The sequence below is a fragment of the Streptomyces sp. NPDC048696 genome (assembly GCF_043198895.1).
Taxonomy (GTDB): Bacteria; Actinomycetota; Actinomycetes; order Streptomycetales; family Streptomycetaceae; genus Streptomyces.
This window is the reverse complement of the sequence record NZ_JBICVJ010000012.1, coordinates 217786-229260: the sequence shown is the minus strand read 5'-3', so window position 1 is coordinate 229260 and position 11475 is coordinate 217786. Positions and strand designations below refer to the sequence as shown.

At 70.7% G+C, this 11475-nt stretch carries 13 protein-coding genes; 4 read left to right on the top strand and 9 right to left on the bottom strand.

The genetic code is table 11. The features are described from left to right. From ACGFRG_RS25810 to ACGFRG_RS25785, 6 genes are all read right to left on the bottom strand, one after another. Positions 1-93: biotin carboxylase N-terminal domain-containing protein (locus ACGFRG_RS25810; protein WP_280842533.1), on the bottom strand; the 93-nt coding region annotated here is incomplete at its 3' end. A gap of 347 nt (positions 94-440) precedes the next feature. Continuing rightward, entirely contained in the window at positions 441-1112 is a 672-nt protein-coding gene (locus ACGFRG_RS25805; RefSeq protein WP_361428997.1) for a ScbR family autoregulator-binding transcription factor, read from the bottom strand. 279 nt (positions 1113-1391) lie between these two features. After that, on the bottom strand, positions 1392-1802 hold the full coding sequence (locus tag ACGFRG_RS25800; RefSeq protein ID WP_361428995.1) for a transcriptional repressor: 411 nt from the start codon (positions 1800-1802) through the stop codon (positions 1392-1394). A gap of 56 nt (positions 1803-1858) precedes the next feature. Next, positions 1859-2752 (bottom strand): metal ABC transporter permease, encoded by an 894-nt coding sequence (locus ACGFRG_RS25795; protein ID WP_361428993.1) that lies wholly within the window; start codon positions 2750-2752, stop codon positions 1859-1861. 2 nt (positions 2753-2754) lie between these two features. Next, complete coding sequence (locus ACGFRG_RS25790; protein ID WP_361428991.1) at positions 2755-3528, bottom strand: metal ABC transporter ATP-binding protein; 774 nt, start codon at positions 3526-3528, stop codon at positions 2755-2757. Between the two features lie 53 nt (positions 3529-3581). Continuing rightward, positions 3582-4535, bottom strand: a complete 954-nt coding sequence (locus ACGFRG_RS25785; RefSeq protein ID WP_361428989.1) for a metal ABC transporter substrate-binding protein — start codon at positions 4533-4535, stop codon at positions 3582-3584. Positions 4536-4793: 258 nt separating this feature from the next. Here ACGFRG_RS25785 and ACGFRG_RS25780 point away from each other — a divergent pair, with 258 nt between their 5' ends. Further along, positions 4794-6176 (top strand): glycine--tRNA ligase, encoded by a 1383-nt coding sequence (locus ACGFRG_RS25780; protein WP_393267654.1) that lies wholly within the window; start codon positions 4794-4796, stop codon positions 6174-6176. A gap of 123 nt (positions 6177-6299) precedes the next feature. Here the strand turns inward: ACGFRG_RS25780 and ACGFRG_RS25775 are convergent, their stop codons facing one another. Next, on the bottom strand, positions 6300-6731 hold the full coding sequence (locus tag ACGFRG_RS25775; RefSeq protein ID WP_361428987.1) for a hypothetical protein: 432 nt from the start codon (positions 6729-6731) through the stop codon (positions 6300-6302). 171 nt (positions 6732-6902) lie between these two features. Between ACGFRG_RS25775 and ACGFRG_RS25770 the strand changes: the two genes are divergently transcribed. From ACGFRG_RS25770 to ACGFRG_RS25760, 3 genes are read left to right on the top strand one after another with little or no spacing between them, the layout of a single operon-like run. After that, positions 6903-8156 (top strand): sensor histidine kinase, encoded by a 1254-nt coding sequence (locus ACGFRG_RS25770; protein ID WP_393267651.1) that lies wholly within the window; start codon positions 6903-6905, stop codon positions 8154-8156. Next, the gene (locus ACGFRG_RS25765; protein WP_361428983.1) at positions 8144-8797 is read left to right on the top strand and encodes a response regulator transcription factor; all 654 of its coding nucleotides are present in this window, start codon (positions 8144-8146) and stop codon (positions 8795-8797) included. Before ACGFRG_RS25770 ends, ACGFRG_RS25765 begins: the two co-directional genes overlap by 13 nt. Next, positions 8794-9663: a hypothetical protein gene (locus tag ACGFRG_RS25760; RefSeq protein ID WP_393267648.1), complete on the top strand. Its 870-nt coding sequence runs from the start codon at positions 8794-8796 to the stop codon at positions 9661-9663. The genes ACGFRG_RS25765 and ACGFRG_RS25760 overlap by 4 nt, the downstream gene beginning before the upstream one ends. A gap of 91 nt (positions 9664-9754) precedes the next feature. Here ACGFRG_RS25760 and ACGFRG_RS25755 read toward each other — a convergent pair whose 3' ends face one another. Both ACGFRG_RS25755 and ACGFRG_RS25750 read right to left on the bottom strand, forming a co-directional pair. Beyond that, on the bottom strand, positions 9755-10351 hold the full coding sequence (locus tag ACGFRG_RS25755) for a TetR family transcriptional regulator (RefSeq protein ID WP_361428979.1): 597 nt from the start codon (positions 10349-10351) through the stop codon (positions 9755-9757). Between the two features lie 51 nt (positions 10352-10402). Further along, positions 10403-11419 carry an aldo/keto reductase gene (locus ACGFRG_RS25750; RefSeq protein ID WP_393267645.1) on the bottom strand — a complete coding sequence of 339 codons (1017 nt, stop codon included), beginning with the start codon at positions 11417-11419 and terminating at the stop codon, positions 10403-10405. Positions 11420-11475: the final 56 nt, after the last annotated feature.

The following is an 11475-nucleotide window of genomic DNA, read 5'->3' as shown; positions in this document are numbered from 1 at the left end:
GTAGACGGCTACGCTGGCGATCCCGGCGTCCCGGCAGGCTCGGGCAACGCGGACAGCGATTTCGCCACGGTTGGCGATGAGCACCTTGCGCACGACGGCTCCTCAACTTGCGGGTGCTGAGCGGAAAAGATCGGAACGGAACGCCAGTGGTTTGTACTGCGCCACCCTCGAAGCATCCTGGAGGGAACGTATCTGGCGTTACTCCGCAGTTGTCCACCGTCGGGTGATGGCACGTGCGTGGCGGGGTGCGGACGTGGCCGTCAAAACCCCTTCTGTGCAGGGGTTTTGACGGCCCGGGCGCCTCGGGTCGGGCGGCTGCGCCGCCGCTGCCCCACCAAGGGGAATTGCGCGAAATTCTTGCGGAACGCGAGTTGTTGTTTTCTGAATTCGGCTGCGGGCCGTGCGTGGCTGGTCGCGCAGTTCCCCGCGCCCCTAAAGGCCTACGCGAGCGCGGGTGTCATCCCCGACGTGCCGTCCGGCCTCAGCGCCGCCATCAGGCCCGGGCTGCCGTCCGGGCGCAGGGCGTCCAGGGCCTCGGGGCGGGCCAGGCGGGGGAGGAGCAGGCGCCAGAACCCGCCGAACATCTGGCGCGAGAACCAGCGCGGCTGGGCGCGCCCCATCGTCTCGAACCCGACGGTCGTCGCCGCGATCACCGCCTTGGCGTCGTCCACGACGACCCCTTCGGCCAGTGCCCCCTCGGCGGCCGCACCGGTCAGGACCTCGCCGACCCAGTCGACCCAGTACTGGCGCAGATCGGTCGAGCCCTTCCAGGTCGCGTCGGAGCTGAGCCCGAACCCGGCGCGCAGCACCACGTCGTCGCCGAGCCGGAACGCCAGCGCGTGTGTGGTGTCGACGAGCACCTGGAGCGCCCGTCCGTGACCGGCCTCCCGGGGGCGGGCGATTTGCCGCAGCGACGCCATCGCGCTCTCGCAGACCGCCTCGGCCAGGGCGTTCTTGCTGACGAAGTGGAAGTGCAGCGCCCCGTTGCTGACGCCGGCCCGGGTACTGATCGCGGTCAGTGAGGACGGTGCGAAGCCGTCCGCGTCGAACACTTCCGCCGCGGCGAGGATCAGCGTCTGACGCGTCCGCTCCGCCCGTTGCTGCTTGCTCATTGTGTCACTCCGTTGTCCGGCAGGGGCATAGGCATGGGCTGGGCATGGCATGCGTATGCGATTTTACAGAAACCAACCCGACGGTTTCTTATTTTCCTGGACTATGGCCTGAAGGAGCGTGGAGCGGCTGGAAACCGTGCTAGATGGCCCCGACACAGAACCGGACGTGCTGTTTGTGACGGCAAACAGCTAAGGGTGCGGCCGGGGAGGGTGAGCCGGGGCATGCGAAAGGGGGTGCGGGCCACCATGGCCCGCACCCCCTCGCTGCGTGTACGCCGACTACTTCGCCGCGCACTCCTCGCACGTACCGAAGATCTCCACGGTGTGCGCCACGTTCACGAAGCCGTGCTGTTCGGCGATCGCCTCGGCCCACTTCTCGACCGCCGGGCCCTCGACCTCGACCGCCTTGCCGCACACCCGGCAGACCAGATGGTGGTGGTGGTCGCCGGAGGAGCAGCGGCGGTAGACGGCCTCGCCGTCGCTGGTGCGCAGCACATCGACCTCACCGGCGTCGGCGAGGGACTGCAGGGTGCGGTAGACGGTGGTGAGCCCCACCGAGTCGCCCCGGTGCTTGAGCATGTCGTGCAGCTCCTGCGCGCTGCGGAACTCGTCCACCTGGTCGAGGGCCGCCGCCACGGCGGCCCGCTGCCGGGTGGACCGTCCGCGTACAGGTGGTCCAGCCGTCGCCACAGGTGCCTCCTTGCCGTCGCCCGCTCACGTCGTCGGGCCATTGTGCCAGGTCGGGGTCAGACCGTGGCCTCGTCCGCCGCGCTCCGTGCCCCCGGTACCTCCAGGGTGCACTCCCGCGCGGCACTTTCGGCCACCCGCGCGCGCCGTCGCGCCAAGGGGGCGGCGAGAGCGGTCAGGGCGATGAACGCGCCGATGGCGAGCAGCACGATCGTCGCACCGGGCGGCACGTCCTGGTAGTAGGAGGTGACCGTTCCGGCCAGCGTGACCGTCGTACCGATGACCACCGCGAGGACGAACGTCACCACGAACGAGCGCGAGATCTGCTGGGCCGCCGCGACCGGCACCACCATCAGCGCGCTGACGAGCAGCAGTCCGACGGCCCGCATCGCGACCGTGACGGTGATCGCGGCGGTCACCGCGATCAGCAGGTTGAGCGCCCGCACCGGCAGCCCGGTGACCCGGGCGAACTCCTCGTCCTGGCTCACCGCGAACAGCTGCCGCCGCAGACCGACCGTGACCAGCACCACAAAGGCCGCGAGCAGGCAGATCGAGGTGACGTCCGAGTCGGAGACGGTGGAGAGCGAGCCGAACAGGTACGAGGAGAGGTTGGCGTTGGAGCCGGTGTCCGAGAGGTTGACCAGAAGCACACCGCCCGCCATGCCGCCGTAGAAGAGCATGGCGAGCGCGATGTCGCCGCGCGTCTTGCCGTACGCGCGGATCAGCTCCATCGTCACGGCGCCGACGACGGAGACGAGCGTCGCCATCCACACCGGGCTGCTGTTGAGCAGGAAGCCGAGGCCGACGCCGGTCATCGCGACATGGCCGATTCCGTCGCCCATCAGGGCCTGGCGGCGCTGCACCAGGTAGATGCCGACGGCGGGGGCGGTGATGCCGACCAGGACGGCCGCGATGAGCGCCCGCTGCATGAAGGCGGTCTGGAGGATTTCCATGATCAGGTCAGCAGTCCTGTACGGATCGGCTCGGCGGCCGAGTGGGGGTGGACGTGGTCGTGGCCCGGCAGGGCGTGCTGGCCGGTGGCCTTGGGCGGCGGGCCGTCGTGGGTGACGCAGCCGTCGCGCAGCACCACCGCGCGGTCGATCAAGGGCTCCAGCGGGCCGAGTTCATGGAGCACGAGCAGCACGGTCGCGCCGCCCGCGACCTGCTCGCGCAGGGTCGCGGCGAGGATCTCCTGGCTGGCCAGGTCGACGCCCGCCATCGGCTCGTCCATGATCAGCAGCTCGGGCTCGGAGGCGAGCGCGCGGGCGATCAGGACGCGCTGGTGCTGGCCGCCGGAGAGCGCGTTGACCGAGTCCTTGGCGCGGTCGGCGAGTCCGACGAGCTCGATGGCCCGGCGCACGGCCGCCCGGTCCGCCTTGGAGAGCAGGCCCAGTTTCGTACGGGACAGACGGCCCGAGGAGACGACCTCGCGGACCGTGGCGGGGACACCGCTCGCGGCGGTGGTGCGCTGCGGTACGTAGCCGACCCGCGCCCAGTCCTTGAACCGCTTCAGCTCGGTGCCGAACAGCTCGATCGCGCCACCGGTGAGCGGCACCTGGCCGATCACCGAGCGCACGGCGGTGGACTTGCCCGAGCCGTTGGCGCCGAGCAGTGCGACGACCTCGCCGCGCGCGACGGTGAGGTCGATGCCGCGCAGCACCGGACGCGAGCCCAGCGTGGCCGTGGCCCCGCGCAGGGATATGACGGGTTCCATCGCTGCTGCTTCCATCGCTGCTGCCTCCGATGCGCCGGATGCGGACGGGAAAGGGGTTGCGGGGGCGGTCACTTCGCGCCGAGCGCCTTCTGGAGCGCGGCCAGGTTGGACTCCTGGACCGCGATGTAGTCGGCGCCCTTGGACTTCTTGGTGATGCCCTCCAGCGGGTCCAGGACATCCGTCTTCAGGCCGGTGTCCCTGGCGAGGGTCTTGGCGGTCTTGTCGCTGGCCAGTGTCTCGAAGAAGACGGTGTTGACGTGGTCCTTCTTCGCCAGCGACTGGAGCTCCTTGATCCGGGCGGGGCTGGGCTCGGCCTCGGGGTCGATGCCGGCGATGCCCTCCTGGGTCAGCCCGTAGCGCTCGGCGAGGTAGCCGAAGGCGGAGTGGGTGGTGATGAACGTCTTGGTGGCGGTGGTCTTCAGGCCCGCCGCGAACTTGTCGTTCAGCGTGCCGAGGTTCTTCACCACGGTGTCGGTGTTCTTCTTGTAGTCCGCCGCGTGGTCCGGGTCGGCCTGCTCCAGGGCCTTGCCGACGCCCTTGGCGACCTCGGCGTACTTCACCGGATCCAGCCAGATGTGCGGGTCCGCGCCGGCCTCGTTGTCGCCCTGGTGCGCGTGGCCCTCGTGGCCCGGGCCGGTCTCGGTGCCGTGGTCCTCCAGCTTGGTGAGGCCCGCCGCGTCGACGGTGTGCTTCACACCGGACTGGTCGATGGCCTTGTCCACGGCGGGCTGGATGCCCTTGAGGTAGACGATGACGTCCGCCTCGCCGAGCGAGGCCGTCTGCTTGGGGCTGAGCTCCAGGTCGTGCGGCTCGACGCCCGGCTTGGTGAGGTTGGAGACGGCGACGTGCGAGCCGCCGATCTGCTCGGCCAGGTACTGCATCGGGTAGAACGACGCCACCACGTCGAGCTTGCCGTCCTTCTTGCCCGCGGTGGACGAGCCCGAGCACGCGGTCAGCGCGGTGAGGCCGAGGACCACGGCGCTGGACAGGGCGGCGGCGGATATGAGGCGTCGTACGTTCATGACACTCATTTTCAACAAAATTGGAAACGATTGTCAACAACAGCCCGTCAAGCCCTGGCCAAGCCCTCGTCAAGCGATGGCCCGAACCCTTCGCCGGGTCACCCTCCGAGCCCGTCCGCGACCCGTCCGCGACCCCTCGGCGGCCTCTCGGCGACCCTTCGTCTGCGCCGGTCCCGGATACCGATTTGATCCAGGGGTGCAGGCCGCCGCTACCCTGGGGCATTCGCCGTTCGTCGTCGTCGTAATGAAGAGAGCACCGTGGCCGCCGACAAGATCGACACCATCGTCAACCTGAGCAAGCGCCGTGGCTTCGTCTACCCGTGCAGCGAGATCTACGGTGGTCAGCGTGCCGCCTGGGACTACGGGCCGCTGGGTGTCGAGCTGAAGGAGAACCTCAAGCGCCAGTGGTGGCGCTACATGGTCACCTCGCGCGAGGACGTCGTCGGTATCGACTCGTCGGTGATCCTGGCCACCGAGGTCTGGGAGGCCTCCGGCCACATCGCTACCTTCACGGACCCGCTCACCGAGTGCACCTCCTGCCACAAGCGGTTCCGCGCGGACCACCTGATCGAGGCGTACGAGGAGAAGCACGGCAAGGAGCCCGCGAACGGCCTCGCCGACCTCAGCTGCCCGCACTGCGGCAACAAGGGCACCTTCACCGAGCCCAAGAACTTCTCGGGTCTGCTCTCCACCCACCTCGGCCCGACCCAGGACAGCGGCTCCGTCGCCTACCTGCGTCCCGAGACCGCGCAGGGCATCTTCACCAACTTCGGCCAGGTCCAGCAGACCTCCCGCAAGAAGCCGCCGTTCGGTATCGCCCAGATGGGCAAGTCCTTCCGCAACGAGATCACGCCCGGCAACTTCATCTTCCGCACCCGCGAGTTCGAGCAGATGGAGATGGAGTTCTTCGTCAAGCCGGGCGAGGACGAGAAGTGGCAGGAGTACTGGATGCAGGAGCGCTGGAACTGGTACACGGGCCTGGGCCTGCGCGAGGAGAACATGCGCTGGTACGAGCACCCGAAGGAGAAGCTCTCCCACTACTCCAAGCGCACCGCCGACATCGAGTACCGCTTCCAGTTCGGCGGCAGCGAGTGGGGCGAGCTGGAGGGTGTCGCCAACCGCACCGACTACGACCTCTCGGCGCACGCCAAGGCGTCCGGCAGCGACCTGTCGTACTTCGACCAGGAGGCCGGTGAGCGCTGGACCCCGTACGTCATCGAGCCCGCCGCCGGTGTCGGCCGCTCCATGCTCGCCTTCCTCCTCGACGCCTACAGCGAGGACGAGGCGCCCAACGCCAAGGGCGTCATGGAGAAGCGCGCCGTGATGCGCCTCGACCCGCGCCTGGCGCCGGTCAAGGTCGCGGTGCTGCCGCTGTCGCGCAACCCGCAGCTGTCGCCGAAGGCGAAGGGGCTCGCGGCGGACCTGCGGCAGAACTGGAACATCGAGTTCGACGACGCGGGCGCGATCGGTCGCCGTTACCGTCGCCAGGACGAGATCGGTACGCCGTTCTGTGTCACCGTCGACTTCGACACGCTCGACGACAACGCGGTGACCGTGCGGGAGCGGGACACGATGTCCCAGGAGCGCGTGTCCCTGGACCAGATCCAGTCCTACCTCGGTAGCCGACTGCTGGGTTGCTGATTCGGGCAAAGGTCTGGCCCCGTACCGCCGAGCAGGTGGTACGGGGCCAGACCATTTGCCTTAAGGGGCGCGGGGAACTGCGCGCTCAGCCCAGCACGGTCCGCAGACGAAAACGCACCCCCCTTACGCCCGCCGCGCCGCCAGCACGCCGCATGCCACCGCGAGGGGCAGCTCCGCGCAGAGGGCCAGGATCACGGACGTGGTGAACTCCGGGCCCGGGGCCGAAGTCGTCACGTCGAACCAGGCGTCCACCAGCAGCAACGCCCCCGTCGCCGCTGCCGCCTGCCCCACCCGGGCGTCACCTCGCTTGAGCAGGGCGCCCGTTCCGGTCAGGCCGATCGCGAGCAGCGCGTCGAGACCGATCCAGGCCGTGGACCAGTTGGAGACCTCCGTGGTCTGCGGCAGCGTCCGGGCCAGCACGATCATCCACGGCAGCAGCGCGACCCCCGCCCCCGTCAGCAGCGTCGCCAGACGCGGCCGGCGAAGGCCCGCGACACCGGCACCGGTACGGGACGTCGTACGGCGGGTGCGGATCTGCGGGGCGACGAGCGTCATGGCGGCGCGGCTCCTTCCGGCCCGGAGGCCTGTCCGCCGGGTGCAGTGACAAGCCTCGTCTTTTCGGCCGCCCCGGTCAGTAGCGCGGCTGTCCGAACCGGGGGTGGTGCCAGCTATACCCCCGGGCGGGCAGCAGCGTGATGGCGCGGCCCCGACCTGGGCATTTACGGTATGCACATGGCAACTCCCGGCCCGCTGCGGCGCGCATTCGACTGGGCCGCCGCACACGCCCCTTGGTCGGCGTGGGCCTGGCGCAACACCACCTTCGCCGTGGCAGGCGTACCCCTCGCGCTGCCCGCCGCGGCCGCCTTCACGTACATGGTCGCGGCGCCCGGACACACCCCCAGCGCCCTGCTGTTCGTCCTCGCCGTCAATCCACTCCTCACCACCCTCCAGCGCAGCCGCTTCTGGTCGCTGCTCGGCCTGGACGTGCCGCACATCGCCTGGCGCAGCCGCAGGCTGAGCTGGCGCGGACTCGTCGAGCGGCTGCGGTCGGAGTCGACCTGGCGGCAGTACGGCTACCACCTCCTGGTCGCCCCGCTCGCGGCGGCGGCCGGTGTGCTGGTGGTCTGCTCGTGGGCGGCGGCCCTGGCGGGGACGCTGGTCTTCTCCTGGGTGTGGGCGCTGCCGATGGACGACCGGATGCCGGGCTGGACCGACGAGTACGTCCTGCTCACCGTCGTCGGCGTCCTGCTGCTGTTCGTCACGCCCTGGTTCGCCGCCGCCACCGTCCGCCTCGACGCCCACGCGGGGGCCGCCCTGCTCGGCCCCAACCGAGCCAAGGAGTTGGAGCGCAGGGTCGAGACGCTGGCCGAGAGCCGGGCCGGAGTGCTGGACGCCGCCGACGCCGAACGCCGCCGTATCGAGCGCGATCTGCACGACGGCGCCCAGCAGCGGCTCGTCTCGCTCGCCATGAACCTGGGCCTGGCCCGCGCCACGCTCACCGATCTGCCGCCCGACGCCCGGGCCGTCATCGACGAGGCGCACCGCGAGGCCAAGGAGGCCATCGAGGAGCTCAGCAACCTGGTGCGCGGCCTGCACCCGGCCGTCCTGGACGACCGGGGCCTGGACGCGGCGCTCTCCGGCATCGCCGCCCGCGCTCCGCTCCCGGTCGAGCTCACCGTCGACCTCGACCGCCGCCCGGCGCCGACCGTCGAGGCCGTCGCCTACTTCGTCGTCTCCGAGGCGCTGGCGAACGTCGCCAAGCACGCCCGCGCGACGCGCTGTTCCGTCCAGGTCCGCTGCCGCGACGGCCTGCTGCGCATCACGGTCTCGGACAACGGGGTCGGCGGCGCGGACGCGGCGGGCGGCACCGGACTGCGGGGTCTCGCCAAGCGCGTAGGGTCCGTGGACGGAACCATCCGGATCAACAGCCCCCTCGGGGGCCCGACTGTCATCACTGTGGAGTTGCCGTGCGGGCTGTGATCGCCGAGGATTCGGTGCTGCTGCGGATAGGACTGGTCAAGGTCCTGGAGATGGCGGGGTTCGAGGTCGCCGCCGAGACGGAGGACGCCGAGGGGCTGCTGGCCGCCGTCGAGGAACACCGCCCGCGGCTCGCGCTCGTCGACGTCCGGATGCCGCCCAGCTTCACCGACGAAGGCGTACGCGCCGCTCTGATGATCCGTCAGCAGTGGCCGGACACGTCCGTACTGCTGCTCTCGCAGTACGTGGAGGAGCGGTACGCGGCCGATCTGCTCACCGCGCAGACCGGTGGCATCGGCTATCTGCTCAAGCAACGGGTCGCCGACGTCGAGGAGTTCATCGACGCGCTCAAGCGGGTCGCGGGCGGCGGCACCGCGCTCGACCCGCAGGTCGTCGCCCAGCTGCTGCTGCGCCGGGGCGGCGGCGCCGACCCGCTGGAACGCCTCACCCCGCGCGAGCGCGAAGTCCTCGCCCTGATGGCCGAGGGCCGCTCCAACGCGGGCATCGCCGAGCAGCTGGTCGTCAGCGAGAGCGCGGTCGCCAAGCACATCAACAGCATCTTCGCCAAGCTCGACCTGCCCGTGGCCGACGGCGACCACCGCCGCGTCCTGGCCGTTCTGCGGTTCCTGGACGGCGGGTCGTGAGCACGGGCACGGGCACGGGCATACGCACGGAGAGCGGCCCCGGCCCTGGCCCCGCTTCCGGTCCGGGGCCGGAGCGGCCGCGGCGCCGGGGGTGGTGGATCCTGGTCGCCGCCCTCAGCGCGCTGTTCGTCGTCGCTCCTCTCGTGTTCGGGTTGTACGGGGAGTTCTTCGGCCGCGAGGCCAGTCACAGCAGCGTCGAGACGAACGACCACCACGCGGTACGGGCCGTCCAGATCGACTCGGGCAGCGCCCAGGTGACCGTCGGACCCGGCGCGGACGGCGAGGTCCGGGTCAAGGAGCGCCTTTCCTGGTCGCTGCGCAAGCCCAAGGTCACCAAGGAGTGGGACGGCGACACCCTCAAGCTGCGGCCCGAGTGCGGCGGCCTGCTCTCCGTCACGGGCCTGGACTGCTCGGTCCAGCTCGATCTGACCGTCCCGGCCGGGGTCGAGCTGAAGGTGAAGAACGGCTCGGGCGCGGTCCGGGTCACCGGCCTCACCGGTCCCGTCGACGTACGGGCCGGGTCGGGCAGCGTCAAGCTGTACGGCGTACGCGGGCCGATCACCGGGTCCGTCGACTCCGGGTCCCTCAACGGGTCCGCGATCGGGTCGGCCGACGCCGAGGTGCGGGTCCGGTCGGGGCAGGCGTCGCTGGAGTTCGTGGCCCCGCCCCGGCGGGTGAGCGCGTCCTCCGGCTCGGGGAGCGTGGAGGTCTCGTTGCCGCCGGGGTCCCGGTACCGGGTGGCGGGGAAGGCCGGGTCGGGGGTGCGGGATGTCGACGACGCGCTCGTCGACCCGGCGTCGGCTCGTATGCTCACGATCTCGACGGGGTCAGGTAGCGCGAGCGCCGGGTACGCCAACTGGCAGTAGGCGTGCCGTGGGTGCGGTGTGGGGGGTGCGCTTTCGGCTGCGGGCCGGTGGGGGCTGGTCGCGCAGTTCCCCGCGCCCCTTTGGGGCGCTCCTAACTCGCCGGGGTCCTCAGTCCTCGTATCAGCAAGTCCACCACCGCCTCGAACTCGTCCTCGATTCCCGGGCGTTGCCACTGTGGTGCGTATGCCGGGTCGTGGAAGCGGCCGGTGGCGTCGAAGAGGGCTCGGGCCACTGATGTGTCGGGGGTCGTCGTGGTGAACTGGCCGCGGTGGACGCCCGCGTGGACTATCCGGGCCAGCTGCGCGACCAGGTCCGCGATGTGGTCCTCGACCACCGTACTGTTCTCGGCGAGCAGCACCTCGTACGTGGCGAACAGCTGGGGGTCGTCGCCCGCCTTGTGGCGCTTGGCCTCGAACAGCGCCGCCAGCCACTCGCGCAGCGTCGACTCCGCGTCCTTCGGCTCGTCGTCCGCGATGGTGCCGAGCCGCAGCGTCGTACGGTCCAGCCAGCGCTTGGTGACCGCTTCGCGCAGCGCCGACTTCGTACGGAAGTGGCGGTAGACGCTGCCGTGGCTGACGCCGAGCTGGCGGGCGACGTCGACGACCGTGGCCTTCGCCGGGCCGTGGCGGCGCAGCACCTCCTCGGTCGCTTCGAGGATGCGCTCGGCGGTCAGTGGTTCCGTACTCATGACCTTGACGTTACCCGGCGCGTACGACACCGGTCCGGCCCTGTGGACAACTCAGTGCTCGCTGTCCAGATGCGCCATCTGGGCCGCCGGGTAGCGGTCGCCCGCGGCCGCGCCGGCCGGGACCGCCGCCTCGATCGCGGCCAGGTCGTCCTTGCCGAGCGTGACGTCGAGCGCGCCCAGCGCCTCGGCCAGGCGGTCCCTGCGGCGGGCGCCGACCAGCGGCACGATGTCCGCGCCGAACCGCTCGCCCTGCGCCATCACCCAGGCGATCGCGATCTGCGCGACCGAGACGCCCTGGTGCTCGGCGACCTTGCGCAGTGCCTCGACGAGGTCCAGGTTGCGCTCCAGGTTGGCGCCCTGGAACCGGGGGCTCATCCCGCGGAAGTCGTTGGCCGCCAGCTGCCGGTCGCGGGTGAAGTGGCCGCTGATCAGGCCGCGCGAGAGCACTCCGTACGCCGTGATCCCGATGCCCAGTTCCTTGGCGGTCGGCAGGATCTCGTCCTCGATGCCGCGCGAGATGAGCGAGTACTCGATCTGGAGGTCGCTGATCGGAGCGACGGCCGCGGCCCGGCGCAGGGTCTGAGCGCCGACCTCGGACATCCCGATGTGCCGTACGTGTCCGGCCTCGACCAGTTCGGCGATGGCGCCGACGGTCTCCTCGACCGGGACGTTCTCGTCGAGCCGGGCGATGCGGTAGACGTCGATGTGGTCGACGCCCAGGCGCTGGAGCGAGTACGCGGCGAAGTTCTTCACCGCCGCCGGGCGGCCGTCGTATCCGGCCCAGCCGCCGTCCGGGTCGCGCAGGGCGCCGAACTTCACGCTGGTGAGCGCCTGTTCGCGGGCGGCGGCCGGGGCGCTGCGCAGGGCCTCGCCGATCAGGAGCTCGTTGTGGCCCATGCCGTAGAAGTCGCCGGTGTCGAGCAGGGTGACGCCCGCGTCGAGGGCGGCGTGGATGGTGGCGATGGACTCGGCCCGGTCGGCCTCGCCGTACAGCGCGGACATGCCCATGCAGCCGAGGCCGAGCGCGGAGACCTGGGGGCCGGTGGTGCCGAGAGTGCGGGTGCGCATGGCGGTGACTCCTTGAAAAGGGTGGGGGAGGGGGAGGTGCGGTGTGCACCCCCGCA